At 38.8% G+C, this 23592-nt stretch carries 20 protein-coding genes; 16 read left to right on the forward strand and 4 right to left on the reverse strand.

What is annotated here, in order from left to right; translation table 11 throughout:
- Positions 1-6: 6 nt before the first annotated feature.
- On the reverse strand, positions 7-1221 hold the full coding sequence (locus ACFQZ9_RS23205; protein WP_498945676.1) for a Ger(x)C family spore germination protein: 1215 nt from the start codon (positions 1219-1221) through the stop codon (positions 7-9).
- 257 nt (positions 1222-1478) lie between these two features.
- Between ACFQZ9_RS23205 and ACFQZ9_RS23210 the strand changes: the two genes are divergently transcribed.
- Positions 1479-1688, forward strand: coding sequence for a hypothetical protein (locus ACFQZ9_RS23210; protein WP_232490153.1), 210 nt, complete (start codon positions 1479-1481; stop codon positions 1686-1688).
- A gap of 17 nt (positions 1689-1705) precedes the next feature.
- A complete protein-coding gene (locus tag ACFQZ9_RS23215; protein ID WP_498945678.1) occupies positions 1706-2818 on the forward strand; it encodes a GerAB/ArcD/ProY family transporter in 1113 nt (370 codons plus the stop codon).
- 50 nt (positions 2819-2868) lie between these two features.
- On the opposite strand, the gene ACFQZ9_RS23220 is transcribed toward ACFQZ9_RS23215, so the two are convergent.
- Complete coding sequence (locus ACFQZ9_RS23220) at positions 2869-4473, reverse strand: spore germination protein (RefSeq protein ID WP_498945841.1); 1605 nt, start codon at positions 4471-4473, stop codon at positions 2869-2871.
- A gap of 206 nt (positions 4474-4679) precedes the next feature.
- On the opposite strand from ACFQZ9_RS23220, the gene ACFQZ9_RS23225 reads away from it, so the two are divergent.
- Positions 4680-5795, forward strand: a complete 1116-nt coding sequence (locus tag ACFQZ9_RS23225; RefSeq protein WP_498945680.1) for a GerAB/ArcD/ProY family transporter — start codon at positions 4680-4682, stop codon at positions 5793-5795.
- Between the two features lie 76 nt (positions 5796-5871).
- Here the strand turns inward: ACFQZ9_RS23225 and ACFQZ9_RS23230 are convergent, their stop codons facing one another.
- Positions 5872-6012 carry a hypothetical protein gene (locus tag ACFQZ9_RS23230; RefSeq protein ID WP_498945682.1) on the reverse strand — a complete coding sequence of 47 codons (141 nt, stop codon included), beginning with the start codon at positions 6010-6012 and terminating at the stop codon, positions 5872-5874.
- 256 nt (positions 6013-6268) lie between these two features.
- On the opposite strand from ACFQZ9_RS23230, the gene ACFQZ9_RS23235 reads away from it, so the two are divergent.
- Both ACFQZ9_RS23235 and ACFQZ9_RS23240 read left to right on the forward strand, forming a co-directional pair.
- Positions 6269-7870 (forward strand): FMN-binding glutamate synthase family protein, encoded by a 1602-nt coding sequence (locus tag ACFQZ9_RS23235; protein ID WP_498945683.1) that lies wholly within the window; start codon positions 6269-6271, stop codon positions 7868-7870.
- Between the two features lie 126 nt (positions 7871-7996).
- Positions 7997-8878, forward strand: a complete 882-nt coding sequence (locus ACFQZ9_RS23240) for a fumarylacetoacetate hydrolase family protein (protein WP_498945684.1) — start codon at positions 7997-7999, stop codon at positions 8876-8878.
- Positions 8879-8933: 55 nt separating this feature from the next.
- Here the strand turns inward: ACFQZ9_RS23240 and ACFQZ9_RS23245 are convergent, their stop codons facing one another.
- Positions 8934-9560, reverse strand: coding sequence for a GntR family transcriptional regulator (locus tag ACFQZ9_RS23245; RefSeq protein WP_498945686.1), 627 nt, complete (start codon positions 9558-9560; stop codon positions 8934-8936).
- Positions 9561-9786: 226 nt separating this feature from the next.
- Between ACFQZ9_RS23245 and garR the strand changes: the two genes are divergently transcribed.
- The 11 genes from garR (at position 9787) to ACFQZ9_RS23300 (ending at position 23484) form a co-directional block, all read left to right on the forward strand.
- Complete coding sequence (gene garR / locus ACFQZ9_RS23250) at positions 9787-10680, forward strand: 2-hydroxy-3-oxopropionate reductase (RefSeq protein WP_198312006.1); 894 nt, start codon at positions 9787-9789, stop codon at positions 10678-10680.
- Positions 10681-10683: 3 nt separating this feature from the next.
- Complete coding sequence (locus ACFQZ9_RS23255) at positions 10684-12105, forward strand: four-carbon acid sugar kinase family protein (protein WP_498945688.1); 1422 nt, start codon at positions 10684-10686, stop codon at positions 12103-12105.
- Between the two features lie 72 nt (positions 12106-12177).
- Positions 12178-13500 (forward strand): gluconate:H+ symporter, encoded by a 1323-nt coding sequence (locus ACFQZ9_RS23260; protein ID WP_198312008.1) that lies wholly within the window; start codon positions 12178-12180, stop codon positions 13498-13500.
- Positions 13501-13838: 338 nt separating this feature from the next.
- Complete coding sequence (locus ACFQZ9_RS23265; protein ID WP_133337627.1) at positions 13839-14033, forward strand: YezD family protein; 195 nt, start codon at positions 13839-13841, stop codon at positions 14031-14033.
- Between the two features lie 138 nt (positions 14034-14171).
- The gene (locus tag ACFQZ9_RS23270) at positions 14172-15209 is read left to right on the forward strand and encodes a sulfate ABC transporter substrate-binding protein (protein WP_498945690.1); all 1038 of its coding nucleotides are present in this window, start codon (positions 14172-14174) and stop codon (positions 15207-15209) included.
- A 14-nt stretch (positions 15210-15223) separates the two neighbouring features.
- Complete coding sequence (gene cysT, locus ACFQZ9_RS23275; RefSeq protein ID WP_498945691.1) at positions 15224-16060, forward strand: ABC transporter permease; 837 nt, start codon at positions 15224-15226, stop codon at positions 16058-16060.
- Between the two features lie 15 nt (positions 16061-16075).
- Entirely contained in the window at positions 16076-16924 is an 849-nt protein-coding gene (gene cysW, locus ACFQZ9_RS23280) for a sulfate ABC transporter permease (RefSeq protein WP_498945693.1), read from the forward strand.
- 34 nt (positions 16925-16958) lie between these two features.
- Positions 16959-18029, forward strand: a complete 1071-nt coding sequence (locus tag ACFQZ9_RS23285) for a sulfate/molybdate ABC transporter ATP-binding protein (protein ID WP_498945695.1) — start codon at positions 16959-16961, stop codon at positions 18027-18029.
- Between the two features lie 120 nt (positions 18030-18149).
- The gene (locus ACFQZ9_RS23290) at positions 18150-18380 is read left to right on the forward strand and encodes a hypothetical protein (protein WP_498945697.1); all 231 of its coding nucleotides are present in this window, start codon (positions 18150-18152) and stop codon (positions 18378-18380) included.
- Positions 18381-18581: 201 nt separating this feature from the next.
- Positions 18582-20522, forward strand: coding sequence for a PhoX family protein (locus tag ACFQZ9_RS23295; RefSeq protein WP_498945698.1), 1941 nt, complete (start codon positions 18582-18584; stop codon positions 20520-20522).
- Between the two features lie 208 nt (positions 20523-20730).
- A complete protein-coding gene (locus ACFQZ9_RS23300; RefSeq protein WP_498945699.1) occupies positions 20731-23484 on the forward strand; it encodes a bifunctional YncE family protein/alkaline phosphatase family protein in 2754 nt (917 codons plus the stop codon).
- The last annotated feature ends 108 nt before the right edge of the window (positions 23485-23592 follow it).

Below are 23592 nucleotides of genomic sequence, written 5' to 3' on the forward strand. Positions count from 1 at the left end.
ATTTATTTAAGAAGCAGGTTTGTCCTTAATGTCATTAAGAGGAGAGTTTTTAATCATACCTATGTCATGTAAATTTACTGTTACTTCTATTTCTACCGGCATGGTTTCAAAGATTTGTATCCAATCATTTTTGATTAAATGCCAGTAGTCCGGGTTGGAACGGCGGAGAGCTTCACCAAAACCAAATGGATCTATCTTATATTTCTTTTGTGTAGCATTTAAAGCCATGTGAATGTTTTGTTGAATTTTTTCCTCTGTTTTTATTTCTAACTGACTGATTGTCTCTGGTTTTGTTAGATCCAGTGTTTTACACTGTACATTCCCAACATTACCTTTTGCCTCTATCTTTATCATTCCATTTGGCTTGTGGTCTAAAATCGTTGTTTTTAAATCCGCTTTTGTATGAATCAATTCAATATCAGCTTTCCCTTTTTTTGGACAGGGTATGGTTACAATCGTATCTTTAACATTTCCTAAAGCATAGTTTAGGCCTTTGCTTTCGTTATCATGTAACCAGCCGATTAATTTATCCTTGCGAAATACACCAATTGCATCATATTGTAAAAATGCAGCTGGTTTAGAGTGTTGCGTATTCTCTAAGGTTTCTCCTGTTTGAAAATTTCCTTTAAGCATAATTCCAGTTAATTTAGCATTCATACCTTCACTTAATATATCGTAAATCAATTGATCCAGCGTGATTGGCAGGGTTGGTGCCCATTCTTTTTCTGATGTCAGAAGCGAATCAAATAATTGTTGGACTGGTATTTTTTCCATGGTAGTTACTATTTTTAAGATATCTCCTGCTTTATTATTTTTAGCTACTGTAATATAAAAATCTGTTCGCATCTCTGGATCCCTTGATAAAAAGTCTAATGTTTTTCCAATCCCCTTTTTTGCTAATTCCTCTCCAAACACAAGAAGCCGAAGATGGGAAAAATATAGTTTTCTTGGTGAAACTGTAGTTATTCTTCTAATTGCCTCGAACAATGTATTCCCCTTTTCTTGATAAACAACTACGGGTGAGTTTCCACTTGTTCCTTGTGATTCAGCAATTTCTCCGGGATTAACGACTTGTGCAGTCACGATAAATTTACCATCTTCTTTATCAATCCCCATTCCAATCACAATGGCTAGTTCATTTAATTCTTTTCGGTTCCAACATGAAGTGAGAAAAATAATAGAGCAGATGGAAATGGTGATGAAAAGGAAATTTCGGTTCATGCCATTACTCCTTTAAGCTTTGAAAGCTAGTTATATACTCCCCAAAATATGGCTGTTTAAGCAATTAAAAATAGTAATTATTTATATGCCTCGACATAAGTCGTCAAAAGCCGGTTAGAACAATTTGTTAAGTATACAGATGGAAAAGAATGGTTCATTAAATAATTGGATATTTTAATAAGAAAATGAATTGGGAAAATAAGGCTATGAAATTTAAATAAGGAGAATGTCAGATGCTAGGTGTTGCGGGGACAATAGTGGCAGCCATTTTGATGATGGCTTTTGAAATTCCTAACCTGTGGAAAAAAAAGTTAAGGAAAGAATTATGGGTATTTTCTATTTTAATGCTTATGGCTGTAGGATTAGGTATAGCACAAAGTTTAGATTTACAGATTCCGAATCCACTCAATGGAATTACGATTGTTTTTAAACCATTAAGTGATTTTGTTTATGGGATGCTTAAATAAACGTGGTGGAGCCTATCGTGAAAAACATTACCATTAGCGCCCGTCAATTTGCAATATTTGTAATTTTGTATTCTGTAGGGACTACCATCTTAGTGATTCCTGGAAGTCTTGCCCATGAAGTAAGACAAGATGCTTGGATTGCTGCAATAATCGGTACAGCTATTAGTTTTTTGATCGTTGCTCTATATATTGCTGTAGAGAGAATGTTCCCTACGATGACACTAGTTGAAATCGTTGAAACATTACTAGGAAAATGGTTAGGTAAAGCAGTTTCTCTTACGTTTGTTTTCTTTTCATTTATCAACGCTCAAGACTTATTGTACTATGTTGGAACATTCTTAACGACTCAAATTATACCGGATACACCACATGAAGCAATCCATATTCTATTTGCATGCATCCTAATCATGGGCATTCGACTTGGTCTAGAAACACTCGCACGTTCTGCAGAACTGTTCTTTCCTTTATTTGTTTTTTTATTCCTGTTACTAATAGTTTCCGTATTATTAACTGCTGATTTATGGGAATTTAGAAATATACAACCTATGTTTAAAACGGGAGTAAAACCGATGATCCGTGCGGTATTTACTTTTACAAGTATTTTCACTTTACCTTTAATTGTATTATTGATGATTTTTCCCATTTCCGTAACTCAAGTAAAGAAAGCTGAAAAAAACTTTTTTATTGCAATATTTATAGCAGGAGTATGTTTAATCATCCTGATAACATTAACTATTTTAGTTTTAGGCCCTGAGACTAGTGCCAGACAGTTGTATCCAAGTTATACTTTAGCTAGAAGAATAAATGTTGGGGGTTTTTTGCAACGGATAGAAGCCATTTTAGCAATTATGTGGCTAATAACAATTTTTTTTAAGATGTCGATTTATTTTTACGCAGCGGTCATAGGTTTTGTACAAACATTGAACTTAAAAGATTATCGGCCATTTACATTACCTTTAGGGATGATTTTGGTTACGATCTCCTTTTTTTCACATCCAAATGTTACTCATTCAGCAAAGTTTGACAATGAAATTTGGCCTATATATTCTTCGATGTATGGAATTGTTCTTCCTCTACTCTTATTAGCAGTGAATGCAGTAAGGAAGATAATAAATCTGGATAAAAAATGATAAAGCTACCTTTTCGGAGAAAAGGTAGCTTTACATTTATGACCACCTACCTAATTTGAGTCAGGTTTAGGTGCAGGGGTATCCTCACGTGTTATATTGGTTTGACTTATTAATTGAGGCCGTTTTGACATTGCCCATCTCGGAAAACGGAAAATGGCATCTTTTTGATCGTTTTTAATGAAGGGACCGAACGGTGCCATATAAGGTATACCAAAAGAACGTAAACTGCACATATGAAGAACCAACGCAATCAATCCCACAATGATGCCAAATAAACCAAATGATGCAGCAAGTCCCATGAATGGGAAGCGTAACATCCGGATTGCAATAGCTAATTCATAATTACTAACAATAAAGCTGGATATGGCCGTAATGGCGACGACAATAACCATGGCAGCAGACACAAATCCTGCTTCAACAGCTGCCGAACCAATGACAAGTGTTCCGACGATGGATACTGCTTGGCCGATCGCTTTCGGCATTCTTAGCCCTGCTTCACGTAATATTTCAAAGCTGACCTCCATTGCGAGTGCTTCAATAAAGGCTGGAAAGGGGACACCTTCCCGCTGGGCAGCAAGAGTAATGAGTAATTGCGTTGGCAGCATTTCTTGATGAAAGGTGGTAATAGCAATATAAAAGGAAGGTGCTAATAGTGCGATAAAAAAACCGACATAACGAAGGATCCTAAGAAGTGTTGTAATATCCACCCGGTTATAATAATCCTCAGGTGACTGTAAAAACTGTGCGAACATGACAGGAACTGTCATCACAAAAGGTGTGCCATCAACTAGAATGGCAATACGACCCTCTAACAGATCGGCCGCGATGGCATCAGGTCGTTCAGAATGGTACATGGTAGGAAAAGGTGACCATTTCGCATCCTGAATTAAGTCTTCAATATAGCCGGTCTCTAAAATACTATCGATCTTAATTCGATCGAGCCGTCTGCGGACTTCCTCGACAATTTTATCATTCGCAATTCCTTTTATATACATGATGGAAAGGTTTGTTTTTGATACTTTTCCAATTTTCCTAGATTCAATCCATAGGTTATGATCTCTAATTTTCCGTCGTATTAATGAAGTATTGACCCGTATATTTTCTGTAAACCCTTCTCGGGGTCCTCTGATTGTCGTTTCTGTTGTAGGTTCTTCAACTGACCGTTCTTTTCCCCCTTTCATTTCAATTGCGAATCCTTGAGTATATCCATTAAATAAAAGAATGACTTTACCATTTAAAAGTGAATCCAGCAGATTCGTAAAATCATTTATATCTTGAATGTCTCCGACTGTTAAAACCATTTCTTTTAAATAGGGTAAAAGGTTTCCTTCAGTGAAGAAGTCTGGTTCGTCATCTGATGTTCGCAAATCAATCATTAGTGATTCCATAATGAAGTTTTGAATGGATTGACTATCAATCAAGCCGTCTGTAAAAACGATGCAAGCCCGAGTCTTTCCTTCCTTACCGATTCTTATTTCCCTCATAATAATATCGTCACTGTTTCCAAACAATTCTTGAATTCTTAAGATGTTATCCATTAGAATTGGCTTTAAAAGTTCACTATTTTCTTCAGGTTGTTTCGGTTGACTTGTTTGTTCTGTAGCCTTTTTCTGTAAATCTTTCCACTTGTCCTTAAACGACTTTTTGCTATTCATTTTGTGAAAACTCAAGGTATTTTCCCTCTTATTTCTGCTGATTTTAAGGTTATTATTTCCACCGGAATGAGGCATATTCTATTAAAAAGAGGATAATTTGGACTCCGTTATAAAAGAAGGAGGAAAGAAGAGGTTTAATTTACCAGTGAATAGTTGAAAATAATAAATGTTAATTTGTTGCACGAGTAGGGAAGGATTTAAACCAAATGGAAAATGCGAAGATTGATTCAAAGCAATTGTTTTCTCTCATGTTTTTATTTCAATTAGGAACGGGGATTGTTACAAGAATAGGGATGCAAGCGAAACAAGATGCTTGGATTTCAATCTTTCTAGGCATGTTTGGCGCACTCATTCTATTTTTCTTGGTCTACCTACAGATATTCAAACAGTATCCTACTCTTCCTTTTACAGGAATTTTAGTAAAAGTATTTAGTAAATATATTGGGATTCCTTTAAGCTTGGTTTATATTAGCTATTTTTTCTTTGTAGCCTCAGTTAATGCGAGGCATTTAGGGGATACAATGGGGACTTATATTTTACCGGAAACTCCGGTGCCTGTTATTATTTTCATCAGTCTCGCACTGGTTTCTTATGCCTGCTATTTAGGAATTGAAGTTATAGGGAGAACGGCGGAGATATTATTTGCTGCAATGGTTGTTTTCGGATTAACTGGTAATTTAACCGTGATTGCTTCCGGTATTATAAAGCTTAAGAACTTGCAGCCCTTTTTAGAATACGGCTGGCTGCCAGTCCTAAAGCACTCAGTCCCATTAATGATTTTTTTTCCATTTGGGGAAGTTTTCCTCTTTCTTATGATTTTCCCTTATTTAAATAAGCCCGATTTGGTGAAAAGAACTGGTTTATTGTCTATTTTGTTAAGTGGTTTAGGTCTTTCTTGGACCTTTCTCCTGATCATTAGTGTAATAGGTATTGGAGCACAAAATGTTGAGATCCCGCTGCTTAGTGCAGTTGAAAAAATTAATGTTGGTCATATTATTCAGAGGATGGACTCCATTGTGGTCGGGACCTTTGCTGTTGGATTTTTCATTAAAATCATTCTCTATGTTTACGCAGTATTGATTGGGTTAACAGATATTTTTAAATTTAAACGATATCAGCCCTTGATCTTTCCAGTAGTTTCCCTCATTTTTCTCTACTCTTTGGTATGGGCAAACAATAAAGTTACTTATCAGGGCTTTTTTTATAATAAAATGCCCTATTTAGTTGGTTTCCCACTTTTAGTTGGAATGCCTGTCATTGTACTGATTATGGTATTGGTTCGTAACTACTTTGGTACATCACGATCGAATATACCAAAGTAGCATGAGTCCGCTAGATGTAGACGTTTATACGCTAGTAAGAAAAAAGAAGCCAGTCATTTGGCTTCTTTTTAAGCTATTATTCATTCTGAATTGAGTCAAGAAAAGCTTTGATGACATTTGAATCAGGGTCAACAAGAAAGATTGGAAGACAAACAAGGACAAATAATAAAAGGAGATTGGAACCTAACAGGATTTGAACCGTTTTTTTTGCGTTCATTTATATCCCTTCCCTTGTACAATTTATCTTAAAAAACTTTTCCTTCCGAGCTTGTACTCCTATTTTACTCTTTTTTGGTAGAATGTAAAGAATATTCTAAATTTAATATCACCTAATCATTACCTAAAAAAGTAAGAATTCCTGCTTCTTTTGCATGGGTCACTTAATAAGTCAATAGCACAAAACATAGAAAGCATAAATTTTTCCAATTCGGAGCAAATTATAATGAATTCTACTCATGTCTAGGAGGATTTTGATGAATATCGCGGATTTCTTCACGATTATTGGATTTATCATTTTTGCCGTTGTGATTATCGGACTTTTGATTTTACTTGTTTATTTGTTAGTGCTGGATCGAAATCAAAAGATGCATTCCATTTTAAGGAATTACCCGGTATTAGGAAGAATGCGCTATTTTTTAGAGAAAGTCGGTCCCGAGTTTCGCCAATATTGGTTTAACAGCGATACAGAGGGAAAGCCATTTTCAAGGGATGAATATGAACATATCGTAAAAAGTGCCAAGTATAAACGAGATGTTGTCGCCTTTGGATCGAAACGTGATTTTGAGGAAGAAGGGCTTTTTGTCCGAAATGATATGTTTCCAAAATTGGCGGAAGAAGAAAAAATGGATCGGGAGACAAAGGTTAACACAAAAAGGTATCTATTAGTGAGAGATCCGCTTTTTTCACAACGAAAGGAAAAGTGGGAGGACGAAGAGGCGCTTGCCTATTTGCTGCATGATGATGATGCGGTAGTGGTAGGTCCAAATTGCAAGCACCCTTTTGTATTAAAGGGATTAATCGGTATGTCTGCGATGAGCTATGGTGCCCTTGGGAAAAATGCAGTTACCGCCCTTTCTAAAGGCTTGGCCTTAGCAAAAGGGACCTGGATGAATACAGGTGAAGGCGGTTTATCCCCTTACCATTTAGAGGGCGGAGTAGATATAATTATGCAGATTGGCCCGGGTCTTTTTGGAGTACGTGATAAAGATGGGGGCGTGGATTGGGACGAGTTAAAACGCAAGAGCGAGATTCCGCAGGTAAAAGCATTTGAACTTAAACTTGCCCAAGGAGCGAAAGCGCGGGGTGGTCATATTGACGGAGAAAAGGTAACCCCTGAAATTGCCGAAATTCGGAAGGTTGAACCGTATAAATCGGTAGATAGCCCGAACCGTTTCCATCAGTTCAGTGATGTTCCTTCGATGTGTGAGTTTATTGAAAAAATCCGCGATACAACAGGAAAGCCAGTCGGAATGAAGATTGTTGTCGGTGGGAATGACAGTGTAGAACAATTAGCAAGATATATGAAAGAAACAGGAAAAGGCCCGGACTTTATTACGGTTGATGGCGGTGAAGGCGGAACAGGGGCATCCTACCAGGAACTGATTGATAGTGTTGGATTACCACTAAAGTCAGCTCTTCCCATTTTGGTCTCCACGCTTCATAAATATGGGGTACGCGACCGCGTGAAAATCATCGCATCAGGGAAACTGTTTACCCCTGACCGCATTGCGATTGCGCTGGCCATGGGAGCAGATTTAGTCAATATTGCCCGTGGTTTTATGATAACGGTTGGATGTATTCAGACCTTAAAATGTAATTCCAATACCTGTCCAGTTGGGGTCACAACAACTGATCCCGACCTGCAAAAGGCACTTGTAATCGATGAAAAGAAATACCGTGTTGTGAACTATCTTGTTACACTACGAAAGGGTTTATTTCGAGTTGCAGCCGCAGCTGGTATCGACTCACCCGTACATTTTAAGCCAAGACATATTAGTTACAAGGATGAAAAGGGTGTTGTCACTTCTCTTGAGAGTATTCTAAATGAAATCGAGCAGAATATTGGTGCAAGTTAAAATGAGTTTTGTCCCCTTAGAAATGAGTTTCTGAGGGGGCAAATTTTTTTATTAGTTGATTTTGAGTAAGGTATGTCCCAATATATAATTTGAAAAGTCAAAAAACTAATGAGGAGAAGTGACACGATGAAACTGCTTCAATTTAAGAAAAACGATGAGATTCGTTTAGGAGTGAAAACAGATTTTGGGATTTTAGATATTAAAGAATCAGCACAAGCTTTCGAGCAGTCTGTTCCAGTTACCTTTCAAGAGGTAATTTCTCATTCTGAGGAAGGGCTGGCTACACTTACAAGTTTAGTAGAACGGGCTGTATCACACAGAAATGATGAATTATTTATTTCAGACGAAGATGTAATCTACACACCGGCTGTCATGAATCCGGAAAAAATCATCTGTGTTGGCTTAAACTATATTAATCATGCCAAAGAATCTAAAATGGAAATTCCGACATCACCGATTTTATTTAGCAAATTCAACAATACTTTAGCTGCCCACCAAGAGTCTGTTACGATTCCAGACGGTGTTGAAAAAATGGATTATGAGGCAGAGCTGGTTCTTGTAATCGGCAAAACAGCCAAAAATGTTTCAGAGGAAGAAGCCTTGTCCTATGTCTTTGGTTATACAGTCGGTAACGATGTTTCCGCTAGGGACTGGCAATTTAAAACCGGTCAATGGCTTCTTGGGAAAACTCCGGACGGGTTCGCCCCTGTTGGCCCATATATTGTTACAAGTGATGAAATCAATCCCAATCATTTAACGATTGAATGCCGCGTGAACGGAGAAGTTCGCCAAAAAGCGAATACAAAGGATATGATTTTTAACTGCGCAACTTTGGTAAGTTATATTTCCCGGCATATGACACTAAGGCCTGGAGATCTTATTTTTACAGGAACCCCAGATGGTGTCATCCTGGGATATCCAGAGGAAAAACAAAACTGGTTAAAATCTGGTGATGAAATGGTCGTTTCCATTGAGCTTATAGGGGAACTAAAAAACGTTTTACAATAATAAAAAAAGCCTGGTCTCCAAAATTCAATCGGAAACCAGGCTTTTTTTCATTCTATTAGTCAATTAAGTGCAGACAGAATTCTAAATCCGCCTGTAAATGTTCTTTCATAAGGGTCTCAGCTTTTTGCCCATCACGTTCTTTAATCGCAATATAAAGTTGTTCATGCTCATCGATTAAATGAGGCCGGTTATAAAATACAACGGTCTTTCTGAAAAGGTAAATAATCGATTGCATTCGGTCAATAATATCAATCATGACCGGATTATTGCTGGCCCTGACAATAATTTCATGAAAGCGCGCATTTGCCTCCATGATTTCTTCAACTGTTCCAGTTCTGCCGATTTCAACGCATTCATTCAATGCCTGCAGCTCGTTTTCCTTTAAATAAGAAGCTGCGCATTTTGCTGAATACCCTTCCAATAGAATTCGAACTTGGAACATGTTCCGTAAGTCCTTTTCTGTAGGTTTAACAACCCTCTTATTGACGATAAGTCCTTCCTGCTCCAATTTTCGAATCGACTCTCTGATCGGTGTTCTACTTACGCCGAGTTCTGCGGCGATTTTCTCTTCTACAATTTTTGTACCGCCATGTATTTCGCCATTTAAAATCTTGTCCCGAATGATTTCATATGATTGATGGTAAGCAGGGCGAGATCGATCATTTCCAACCACTTTTTTCACCTCGATATCTTTCCACTAACTCCCTTTTATCTTATCAAATTTTATTTTAAAAAAATATAGCCCTTACATTGGTTTAGGAAAATAGTATACAAAAAATATAAAAATGTATACAAAAATTATAATTTCGTGTACAATAATTTTGTAAACGAAAACTGAAAGCGATTGCACCTGCTTGGTTAATCCAAAAGGATAGGTAATCGCTTATAAATAGAAAGAAGGAATAAAAATGGAACGTCGTGTTGGTTTTATAGGATTAGGAATCATGGGAAAACCAATGTCATTGAATTTGATCAAAGCTGGGCACACACTTATTGTTTTTGATCTTAATCAAGACGCAGTTAATACTGTAGTAGAGGCTGGAGCGACAGCAGCTCATTCTCCAAAAGAGGTAGCTGAGCAAAGTGATGTCATTATTACCATGTTACCTGCTTCTAAACATGTGAGAGAAGTCGTTTTAGGTGAGAATGGAATTCTAGAAGGGGCTAAAGAAGGATCCGTCATTATTGACATGAGTTCGATTACTCCGGAAGTTTCTCGTGAACTTGCTGCAGAAGCTGCGAAAAAAGGCGTTGGGATGCTGGATGCACCTGTTAGCGGCGGGGAACCAAAAGCGATTGATGGTACATTGGCAATCATGGTTGGCGGTAAAGAGGATGTTTTTGAAAGCGTAAAATCAGTTTTATATGGTGTAGGGAAAGATGTGACTTTGGTTGGTGATAATGGCTGTGGAGTTACAGCAAAATTGGCCAATCAAATTATTGTAAACCTTAACATAGCGGCTATGTCGGAGGCGTTAGTATTAGCTGCAAAAGCTGGCATTGACATTGAAAAAATGTATCAAGCGATTCGCGGCGGACTTGCTGGAAGTGCGGTACTAGATGCAAAAGTGCCAATGATTCTGGATAGAAATTTTGTTGCCGGAGGAAGCATTGCCATCAATCTTAAAGATATTACCAATGTAATGGATACAGCTCATGAAATCGGAGTTCCGCTTCCATTATCAAGCCAGTTGTTAGAAATTTTCCATTCATTAAAGGTCGATGGAAAAATTAAGGATGACCACGGCAGCATTGTCCGCTATTATGAAAAACTTGCGAATGTTGAAGTAAAGAGGGGTTAAGTCATGAAGGAAAAAATTGAAATTCTTGATACTTTCCCAAAGGTTGAAACCCAAGCAGTCAATGAGTTATTGGAGAAAGCATTAAAAAGCTTAAACAAGAAAATCATTGTATTGGATGATGACCCTACAGGGGTTCAAACCGTTCATGATATCTCTGTTTTTACGGATTGGACAGTCGAAAGTATTAAACAAGGGTTTAATGAAGATAGGTCAATGTTCTTCATTTTAACGAACTCAAGAGGTTTTACGGCAGAAGAAACAGAAAATGCGCATCGTGAAATTGCAGAAAATATCTTAAAAGTGGCTAAAAGGTTAAATCGCGAATTTATCATAATTAGCCGTGGTGATTCCACATTAAGAGGACATTACCCACTTGAAACAAAGATTTTAAAAGAGACCATTGAATCGGGTTCTGAACTAAAAATGGATGGAGAAGTCATCCTGCCATTTTTCAAAGAGGGTGGACGGTTCACCCTTAATAATATCCATTATGTTCAATATGGCGAAGAACTTGTCCCTGCTGGGGAAACGGAATTTGCGAAGGATCGCACATTTGGTTATACAAAATCCCATTTAGGGGAATGGATTGAGGAAAAATCGAATGGCGAATTTTTAGCAGAAAATACTCTTTATATTACGCTTGAGCAATTGCGTTCAATGAAAGTTGGAGAAATTGCTGAACAGCTAATCCAAGTAAACGGATTTAATAAAGTCGTTGTCAATGCTGTCGATGAAATTGATGTAAAAACTTTTACGATTGCACTGGTACAAGCTATGAATGCCAGTAAGAATTTTCTCTTTAGGAGTGCAGCCGCTTTACCAAAGGTTTTGGGTGGAGTAAGCGATAAACCGCTGCTTACCAAAGAGGAATTAGTTCAGGAGGATACAGGGAATGGCGGATTAATTATTATCGGTTCCCATGTGAAGAAAACAACTGAACAGCTCGAAGAACTAAAAAAACTAAGTGATATTCAATTTATTGAGTTTAATAGTCATCTTGTTTTACAACCAGAGGAATTTAACAAAGAAGTTAATCGTGTCATTGAAACGACTGAATCGTTGATTCGCTCTGGAAAAACAGTTGCCGTATATACAAGAAGAGAACGCCTTGACCTTGGGGAAGATAAAAAAGAGGAAGAGTTAAAATTATCCGTTGCCATTTCTGATGCAGTCACAAGTATCGTGACCCGTTTGCAGGTAAGACCCAACTTCCTTGTGGCCAAAGGCGGAATCACTTCAAGTGATGTCGGAACGAAAGGTCTTCAAGTAAAGCGCGCTACTGTAGCCGGACAAATCAGACCGGGTATCCCAGTGTGGAGAACATGCGCTGAAAGTAAGTATCCGGGAATGTCCTATGTCATCTTCCCTGGAAACGTCGGTACAAAAGATGATTTAAAAACAGTGGTTGAAATTTTAAGCAAGTAAACATCATTATGGAATACCATTTAGTTTCTAACTGGTATTCCAAATTTCTAAAGGGGAAAAGAGGGAGAAAAAATGCCAATTGTATATATTTGTATAGGGGTTGCACTATTACTATTATTAATGGTCGTCTTTAAGTTAAACGCTTTCATATCGTTAATTATTGTCGGGTTGCTTGTCGGGATTATGGAGGGCATGTCTCCTATCCAAGCGATGACATCTGTCACAAACGGTTTAGGGGGAACACTTGGAAGTCTCGCACTGGTCATTGGCTTCGGGGGAATGCTTGGTAAATTAATGGCTGACTCCGGGGGAGCTCAGCGGATTGCAACAACCTTAATCAATGCATTTGGGAAAAAGCGTGTTCAACTCGCTGCTGTCCTTACTGCGTTCATTGTTGGAATCGCTTTATTTTTTGAAACCGGAGTTGTTGTATTAATTCCCTTAGTATTTACGATTGCTGCTGAAGCAGGTGTGCCGATTCTTTATATCGGAATGCCAGTCATTGCTGCACTTATTACGATGCACGGTTACGTTCCTCCACACCCAGGACCAACAGCGGTTGCAGGAATCTATCATGCTAATTTAGGAAAAACCTTATTATATGGAATTATCATTGCCATTCCAGCTGTTATTATCAGCGGTCCATTATATACAAAACTATTTAAAAAAGAAGACTTAGAAGTAGAAATTCCAAAGGGATTATTTAACCCGAAACATTTTAAAGAAGAAGAAATGCCTAGCTTTGGTATTAGTGTGTTTACCGCTCTTATTCCAGTCATTTTGATTGCATTCCAGGCCATTGTAGAAATCCTAATGCCTAATTCATCTTTAGTGCCAACTGCACAATTTTTAGGAAATCCAGGGGTGGCGCTATTAATCGCAGTCATTGTTGCCATCTTTACCTTTGGTCTAAATCGCGGTAAAAAAATGCCAGAAATCATGAATTCGATTACAGAATCGGTAAGCAGTATTGCCATGATCCTCTTAATCATTGGCGGCGGCGGTGCCTTTAAGCAAGTTTTAATTGATAGCCATGTAGATAAATATGTTGCTCATATGATGGAAGGATCGACGATTTCTCCGTTAATTCTAGCTTGGTTAATTGCAGCTATTTTACGTATTGTATTAGGTTCAGCAACCGTTGCAGGTATGACGGCGGCCGGGATTGCAGCACCGCTTGTTGCCGCAACACATGTAAGTCCTGAACTTATGGTGTTAGCGACAGGAGCAGGTAGTATGACGTTCTCCCATGTAAATGATGCCGGTTTCTGGATTTACAAAGAATTCTTCAACCTTTCCATCGGTAAAACGATTAAGACCTGGTCAGTGATGGTTACGATCGCCTCTCTTGTTGGTTTGGCTGGTGTATTAATCATTAATGCAATTATTCATTAATTAAAAAGATTGATAAAGGTAATCCCCCTATCAGTAATGGATATCAAGGGGATTACCTCTTTCTATTTTAAGGATCTTTCTACATGAATTTTACAGAGGAAGAAAAATTGAATTACAAGAAAAAATTCAAAAAAGATATTGATTTTTCAAAAAATCCATATTAAGATATGTAAAAGTAATCATATGAGATTAATCGGAATTGGAATCGAACAAAGACTGTGACCGATCAGACGAACTGAAGGACACTTATCTCATCATCGGATAAGTGCCCTTTTTTTTAACCTTTAAAGGGAAATTTCCATTATTAACCAAATTAAAAAGAGAGGATTGATGTTTTGATGGTCAAAGGGCGTTTTAATCAGGAAGTGATGGAAAAAATAGTTAGCTTGTTAGAAGGATTGGAGTTTGGGTCTATTCAAATAACGGTCCATGATTCGCAAATCACCCAAATTGATCGATTAGAAAAATACCGGTTTCAGCTACAAAGTAAAAAAAGCACTCAGATTATAACTGGTAAACAAGTAGGTAATTAATTATATGATGCCGATCGGACGCCCGAAGGCCCTTTAGTTTTACGTGATAATGTACGTAACTAATGGGGCTTTTTTATTTTGAGAAAGCCCGTAAAAAAACATATTGGCTTTTTTAGCCCCAAAGGAGAGAAAATGAACATGAAAAAAACATGGATTGCTTTATTAACATTCCTTCTTCTTATAGGGACTGTCGGGTGCTCCAACCAAACGGCAACCAAAGAGAACAATGGGAAAAGTGCAAAAAAGGACATTGAACTATTAAATGTATCCTATGATCCGACACGAGAACTTTATGAACAATACAATAAAAGCTTTGCTGCTTATTGGCAGAAACAAACAGGACAAAAAGTAACGATTAAACAGTCTCATGGCGGTTCTGGAGCGCAGTCGCGTTCTGTTATAGATGGCCTTGAGGCAGATGTTGTAACATTAGCGCTAGCATATGATATCGATGCAATTGCGGATAGCGGAAAAATTTCAGCGGACTGGCAAAAACGATTAGACTCCAATAGTTCGCCTTATACCTCCACCATCGTGTTTCTTGTCCGCAAAGGCAATCCGAAAGGGATAAAGGATTGGAATGACTTGGTGAAAAAAGGCGTTTCGGTCATTACGCCTAATCCGAAAACCTCTGGAGGGGCAAGGTGGAATTTCCTGGCTGCATGGGGGTATGCCTTAAAGCAAAACAATGGTGATGCAGAAAAGGCAAAGGAATTTGTTGCAAAACTATATAAAAACGTACCTGTATTGGATTCAGGTGCAAGAGGATCCACCACTACCTTTGTAGAAAAAGGCATCGGCGATGTATTGATTGCATGGGAAAATGAGGCTTATCTTGCTATTAATCAACTTGGAAAAAATAAATTTGAGATTGTAAATCCATCGGTCAGTATTTTGGCGGAGCCTCCTGTATCTGTTGTGGATCAAGTAGCGAAAAAACATGGGACGGAAAAAGTGGCAAAGGCTTATTTAGACTATCTCTATTCAGATGAAGGCCAGGAAATTGCCGCGAAAAATTATTACCGGCCACGATCACAAAAAGTGGCTGAAAAGTATGCTGCCCAATTTCCGAAAATCAACCTGTTCACCATTGATGATCAATTTGGCGGCTGGAAAAAGGCACAAAAAACCTATTTCGATGATGGCGGGGTCTTTGACCAAATCTATAAGCCATAAAGGAGATCATGTTCATGGCTAAGAAATTCAAACAGAAACAAGTCTTGCCGGGGTTTGGTCTTTCGATGGGATATACGTTGATTTATTTAAGCTTAATCATCCTGATTCCACTCGCGGTTCTTTTTTTAAAAGCATCAACACTTAGTATAAAGGAATTTTGGGACACTGTAACTGATGCGAGAGTAGTAGCTTCCTATAAACTGACCATCTATACATCCTTTATCGCGGCCCTGATCAATGCTGTTTTTGGAACCCTGATTGCCTGGGTTCTAGTACGATATGAATTTATTGGTCATCGGATTATAGATGCAGCGGTTGACCTGCCATTTGCTTTACCCACTGCAGTGGCGGGAATTGCTCTTACGACCATTTACGCACCGAATGGATGGATTGGACATTATTTTGCTGCGATTGGGATGAAGGTAGCCTATACCCCGCTTGGAATTATGACTGCTCTGACTTTTATCGGATTGCCATTTGTTGTCCGTTCTGTCCAGCCGATCTTGCTGGATTTGGATCATCAATATGAGGAGGCCGCTGCAACACTTGGTGCTAATCCTGTACAGATTTTTCTCAAAATAATCTTTCCTGCTATCTTCCCTGCCATCCTTACAGGTTTTGCCCTTGCCTTTGCAAGGGCATTAGGGGAATATGGGTCGGTTGTCTTTATTTCCGGCAATATGCCAATGAAAACGGAAATTGTTCCCTTGCTGATTATTACGAAACTGGAGCAATTTAACTATGCAGGCGCAGCGGCCATTGCCAGTGTCATGCTTGTCTTTTCATTTATTCTATTATTCTTAATTAATTTTTGGCAGTGGAGAACAACAAAAAAACATCGACTGACCTAAAGGTGATGATGATAAATGTTGGTTAAACAATTAGCAGTTCATGAAAAAAGAGTACAGATTGATTGGGCAGCCCAGTTACGAAAATGGTTCCTAATCGGAATTGCCCTTATCTTTTTAGGTTTATTAATCCTGCTGCCATTGCTGGCGGTGTTCTCTGAGGGATTGAAAAAAGGGATTCAGTTATACTTTTTATCTCTTATAGAGCCGGATGCACGGGCTGCGATTAAGTTAACGTTGCTCACAGCTGTAATTGCTGTTCCGGTTAATACGGTTTTCGGTGTGATTGCAGCTTGGGGAATTGCAAAATTCAATTTCAAGGGAAAAAATATCCTCATTACGCTGATCGATATCCCCTTTGCCGTTTCCCCTGTGATTGCAGGCTTAGTTTTTGTCTTGTTGTTTGGTTCTAGAGGCTTATTAGGCCCTTTCCTAGAAGCTAACAATATCAAGATTATCTTCGGTGTACCTGGAATCGTTCTTGCTACTGTCTTTGTAACGTTCCCATTTGTGGTTCGGGAATTGATTCCGATCATGCAAGAACAAGGAGTCTCAGAAGAGCAAGCAGCTATTACACTTGGAGCAAGCGGTTGGCAGATGTTTTTTCGAGTCACCTTGCCAAATATAAAATGGGGATTGCTTTACGGAGTGATTCTTTGTAATGCACGGGCCATGGGGGAGTTCGGAGCTGTTTCCGTCGTTTCGGGCCACATTAGAGGTGAAACAAATACGATCCCGCTCCAGGTGGAAATTTTGTATAACGAGTATAACTTTTCTGCTGCTTTTGCGGTTGCATCTATACTGGCGCTGCTTGCCTTGTTAACTCTTGTCTTAAAGAGCATCGTGGAGTGGAAGACCAAAAGGTAAGTATATGTTTTTGCATAATTGGGAGATGAAAAAAATGGGGATTAGCATGAAGGCTGTTTCTAAATCATTTGGTACTTTTTCAGTAGTTAATAATGTAAATTTAGAAGTGCAAACTGGAGATTTTGTCGCATTATTAGGGCCATCAGGTTCAGGAAAAACCACTCTTCTTCGGTTAATTGCCGGGTTAGGGAATATCGATTCAGGAAATATTCTGTTTAATGGTGTTGATTATACACATAAAACCGTAAAGGAACGGCAGGTGGGGTTTGTTTTTCAAAACTATGCCCTGTTTGAACATATGAACATTTTTGAAAATGTAGCTTTTGGTCTAAAAGTAAGAGCTAGAAAATTACGTTTGTCCAAAACAAAAATAAAGGAAAAGGTCTTTGAACTATTAAAACTTGTTAGGCTTGAAGAGTTTGCTGACCGGTATCCATCTCAGCTTTCAGGAGGACAAAAGCAAAGGATAGCATTAGCAAGATCTCTTGCTGTCGAGCCGGAAGTTCTTCTGCTGGATGAACCGTTTGGGGCATTGGATGCAAAAGTTCGACTCGAGCTTCGGCATTGGTTAAGGGAAATCCATCAAAAGCTCAACATTACCACCATTTTTGTAACACATGATCAGGAAGAAGCCCTTGAAATGGCTGACACGGTCGTTGTTATGAATAACGGGAGAATCGAACAAATAGGCTCACCAGAAGATGTTTATCATCATCCTGTAAATGCGTTTGTTTATAGCTTTTTGGGGAGAGTGAACGAATTTAAAGGGGATGCTCTCGTAAATATAAGTAATCAGATCGATGTAATGGAGGAAACTATAGGTTACATTAGACCCCATGAAATTATGCTTAGTAAAGTGGCGAGGTTAGGCAGCCTTCCATCAGAAGTTAGGCATATTCATACCGTCGGTTCCATTGTTCGGATTGAATTAAGGCGAGTTTCTTCGGAGGATTTTTTTGAAGTAGAAATGAATGCGAATAAATACCAGGAAATCGGTCCATTTCAAAAAGGGGAGACACTTTACGCTGAGTTTAAGAATTTAGTAGTGTTTGGGAATAAGAAAGAGGGTCTTTCCCTCGAAAATAGACTTCGGGCTATTTACTAAAAAGACTACTGAACCCAGTATGGCAATATTATTTAAGACATTACCCTATGGATAAATACCACTATATATGAATATCTTGGAAACTTAGGGAGAACTCTAAAGGTAAAGGAGGTTTTCCCTATGTGTGCCAATTTATTTAATAGAGGTAAGGGAGAAGAAAAGGAAAAACTTGAGGAGGTTCTTGAACATTCGATTGAGGTTGAAGAGGATTTAATGCGTACATATCTGATAGCAGCAGAGCGGGTCCATGACGATGATGAATTAAAAGAACGCCTCGAGAATTTTGCCGAAGGAAATGCAAAAAGGACAAAACAGTTAATGGATGAGTTGAATGAACAAAACGAAAAATAGATTAAAGCTGCGGGATTTTGAAATCTCGCAGCTTTTTTAATTTAAAGAAAATTTTCTCGGAACCTAATAATGCCTTCTCAGCTCTTAAATTTACACCCCCTTAATATTAGTTACAAAAATCTTTACAAAAGGAATATGCCACCTTTACATTCATTTTATTTAATAAATATATAAATAATCGTTTTACGAGGGGGATTAAGAATGAAGAAAAAACGCTTTAGTAAAAAAGGGGCAGCATTGGCACTGGCATTCGCGCTGACGATTCCAGCTTTAACACCTGCAGCTGCAGCTGGCAAAGGGCATGTGACGATTGATTCCGTCCGTTTTAATGGAATGGATGCACCGAAGACAATTGATCAGATGGTTCAAACCTATACAAACGCATCGCTTGAAGTAAAGTATAGTAATGGTGAAGTGAAGCAATTCCCACTATCATATAAAAAGCTTTTTAAATCTGAGGATAAAGTTGCAATAAATAAAGGGCAATTAATTCCGGCAGGAACACCAGTTGATGTAAACGGTAATCCAATCATCGATACCAGTGTAGAAGGAAAACCTACATACTATGTATCAGATGCTCCCGACTCCAATAGTTTATTGAAACCAATTAATGGACAACTTTACATGGTGACCCATTATGAATATCAAACCATTGATGCAGCAGGTAAATCAGCATATGGTGTGGTTCCTGCATCGATGTCCTTATCTACACTTGAACAAGATAAGAAAACAGGGGAATTAACACCAAAAGAGGTTAAGAAAATTGATTTTTCAAGTGTAAATGGACTGTGGATCCCATGTAACGGATCGCTATCACCTTGGAATACCCATTTAGGTTCAGAAGAATATGAGCCAGACGCCCGTAATTTTGAATTTGATGTAAATTCCTCAGCAAGAACTCAAACGGAAAGCTTTGCAAAACTTTATTTTGGTGACAAATCAAAAGCAAATCCTTATTTCTATGGATTTGTACCCGAAATTAAAGTCGACAAACAAGGGGATGCATCCGTTGAAAAACATTATAGTATTGGCCGTTTCTCTCACGAATTAATGAAAATGATGCCGGATCAACGCACAGCGTTCTTTGGTGACGATGGATCTTATACGACGATGTTTATGTATGTAGCTGACAAAGCAAAAGATCTTTCTGCTGGAACGCTTTATGCAGCAAAGTTCCATCAAACTGGTAATGAAAACGGCGGTTCGGGGAACTTGGAATGGATCAAGTTAGGTCATGCATCTGACAAGGAAGTAAAGGCTATTATCGATAGCGGTATTAAATTCAGCGATATTTTCGAAACATCTGCCGAACCAAAAGAAGGTTTCAAAGCGATTAAACAATACTCCTATGGCAAAACTGAGTACCTAAAGTTAAAGCCTGGAATGGAAAAAGCGGCGGCGTTTTTAGAATCACGCCGATATGCAGCAACGCTTGGTGCGACATCTGAATTTAACAAAATGGAAGGTGTCACACTGAACGAAAGGGATAAAAAAGTCTACATCTCCATTTCGGACCAAAGTAATGGAATGTTGGCCAATGCTGCAGATCCAACGGATGATATTCAACTGCCAAAAATTAAATCAGGTGTTACCTATCAATTAGATTTAACAGCGAGCCAAAAGGATCGCGATGGGCAAAAGATTAACAGTAAATATGTAGCAGCTTCGATGTCTGGTCTAATTGTTGGTAAGGATATGCCATCAGCGGATGCTTACGGGAATACAGCAGATGTAAATTCAGTAGCCAATACGGATAATTTAAGCTATTCCGAAGCTTTAAGAACCTTATTTATCGGAGAAGATAGCGGCATGCATACGAATAACTTTGTCTGGGCTTATAATGTTGATACAAAAGAATTATCGAGAATTCTATCGGTTCCTGCCGGGGCTGAATCGACAGGTTTGTTTGCAGCGGATAACCGGAACGGATTCTCCTATATCATGTCCAATTTTCAACATCCAGGTGATGAAATTGATGGCAAGAAGATTACAGCTGTAGATAAAGGGGAATTGGAAAAAGCGATGGAAGAACAAATCGGAATTAATCGTACGGGCGGCGTCGGTTACATTTCTGGTCTTCCTTCACTAGAAGATTTGCAAAATAAAAATCGTGATGTAAAAAGCATCTTTTTAAAAAAATAGTTTTTAAATCAATCATTCAGGAACTCGATCTTTGACATCGGGTTCTTTTTTTACTCTATTTTATTCGTTTAAGAGACCTAAACTAGTCCTATCGTAATAGTTTAAAAGGATGAAATTTCTTTATTTGTAATTTACTTGAACTACATAAGAGATTAACAAATTAAGAGTAATCTATTTTTGTACAAAAAAATAGATGGGAGTGAAAAGAATGTTAAAGAAGTTTAAAAAAAAGAAAAGACTTCTGGCTGGATTAACCTTAGGAGCTTTCCTTCTTAGTTCTGCCGGTGTCTATGCCGCACAGGATGGGGCATTTGGAAGCAATCTTGTAGGGGAACAAGCAGATGGTTCCGTTCAGACCCCTGTAAACCAATTGATCACACCTGCGGGAAAACAAATCGAATTTGGTGGGAACCCAATTTCTGTTGCGATTCATCCAAATGGGAAGACGGCAGTAACAATCGTTGGTCGAAATAATTACGGTGGAAAAGGTATCAATGTAGTCGACATCAAGACTGGAAAAATGATTAAGCAAGATATCGATTTAAAGCTTTCCCATATGTGGGGGCTCGCTTATTCCAAGGACGGCAGCCAGCTCTATGCAACTGGTTCATCGGGCACAACAGGTAAGATTATTGTATTGTCCGTTGGTTCGGATGGAATTCCAACCGTTCAAAAGACCATTAACCTGCCAAAAGCAGCAGTCGGAGAAAATATCAACCCGCTTGACCTCGCTGTCGGTCCAAAAGGTCAGCTGTTTGTAGCCTTAAACCGGGACAATAGCCTTGGGGTAATCGATCCGCAAGCGGGTACAGTAACAGCTAAAATTCCTGTAGAAAATGCACCTACAAGTGTTTTAGTCGATGGGAATACGGCATACGTTACCAACCAGGGCGGTAGACTTGCAAAGAATAGCGACACGACAGTGGATTCATCCGGAACAAAAGTGGTCGTTGACCCTAAAACCGGTGCTACTACTACAGGAACTGTTTCTGTCATTGATCTTACAACAAATACGGTAGAAAAAAACATTGAAGTCGGTGTCCAGCCAGAGCGTATGACCCAGTCAGGTCAGTACATATTTGTAACTAATACCAATAGTGACAACGTTTCTGTTATTGACACAAAATCAAAAAACGTTGTCCAAACCATTGATATTAAACCATACCCGGATGCGGCAAAGGGAGCTGCTCCGAATGCGGTCAAATTAATTGATAACAAGTTAATGGTCAGCCTTGGCCGAGATAATGCGATTGCCGTATATGATTGGCAGGGACCAGATAAAACTCCTGAACTGCAAGGGTTATTACCTACTGCATGGTTCCCAGTAGATATAGCAGTGGATCAGGAGAATAAAAATCTCGTCGTTGCGAATGCGGATGGAATCGGTTCCCGCGGCCCAGCACGTGATTTAACGATTCAAGGAATCAAAGTATCAGGTCACTCTTCTTATGCACAAATTGGTTCTCTTTCGTTAATTCCTTTCCCAACAAAAGAGGATCTCATTAAAGGAACCAAGCAGGTATATGCGAATAACAACTGGTTTGGTTTAAAAGACTTGAATGCAAAGCCAAGACATAACAAGAAACCAGTTCCCATGCCTGAGCGGGTAGGCGAGCCTTCTACTATTAAACACGTATTCTATATTATCAAAGAAAACCGCACATATGACCAAGTCCTCGGGGATTTAGGAAAAGGTAATGGGGAACCGGCATTAACACAATTCCCTAGAGCTGTGACTCCAAACTTCCATAAATTAGCCGAAACCTTCCCGCTTTTAGATAATATGTATGTTTCAGGCATCCAGTCGGCCAGTGGCCATCAATGGGTCATGCAAGGAACCAATACCGATTATGAAGATAAAGAGACCGATACAGCCAATGTCCGAAGCTACCCAGGCGGTGCAGGAGACCCGATGGCATATGCCCCTACAGGACATTTATGGGACCAAGCTATTAAACATGGCGTATCCGTAGAAAACTTTGGGGAAGATACAATCAGTTTTGTTGGATCAGCACCATTCGGAACATGGACGGATTGGTATAACGATGCCTTAAAACTTTCTGGTCAAAAAGAAGGCGACCTGCATGTCCCAATTGGAAACTATCAAGCAACCTATGATATACCGTCGCTTGGACCAATTACGCATAAAACCTTTCCAACCTTTGATATGAACATCCCGGATCAATATCGTTTTGAAATTTTTAAGCAGCAGTTTGAAAAGCATGTTAAAAATGATGATTTACCGGCGTTGAATACATTATGGATTACCAATGACCATACTTCAGGTAACGCAACAGGATCTCCCACACCGCAAGCCATGGTTGCGGACAATGATTTAGCTGTTGGTAAAATTGTTGACCTAATCTCCCATAGCAAGTACTGGAAGGATTCCGTCATTTTTATTACCGAGGATGATGCGCAAAACGGTTTAGATCATGTGGATGGTCATCGAGAACCGGCATATGTTATCAGCCCTTGGGTAAAAAGAGGCATTACGGACAGCCATTACTGGACAGTCATCAATATGGTCCGCAGCATTGAGCAGATTCTCGGACTTCCTGCCATGAACCAAAATGATGCAGCTGCAGAACCGATGAGCGAGATTTTTACCAATAAGCCTGACTTTACACCGTACAATTTCGAAACAAATCAAATTCCGATTGATACCTTAAATGGTTCGCCAAATTCTAATACAGCAGCACTTGCTAATACAGATAAGGTTACACCGGAGGCAAAGGAACTTTCGAAAAAATGGACAGAATGGTCCAATAAGAACAAGAAGAAATTAACTGGACGTCATGCATCACCGGATGATGTGAATGCAAACATGTTGAACCATTCCGTTTGGTACGCAACAGAAGGATTTGATAAACCATATCCTGGTGAGAAAAAGGTTCACACACCGGATGAAGTGGCAGAACAGCCTGAAAGCTTTGCACCATCACCTGCAGATAATGACTAATGCGGCGTGATTTATAGATTTAAACCGAATCTAACAATAGCTGCCCAATCGGGTAGCTATTGTTATAATTTGTATTTTTAAAATCTAGTAGTTTTAGTCAAAAAAGGG

The organism is Neobacillus sp. GCM10027624 (assembly GCF_042675345.1).
GTDB classification, from domain to species: domain Bacteria; phylum Bacillota; class Bacilli; order Bacillales; family Cytobacillaceae; genus Neobacillus; species Neobacillus cucumis_D.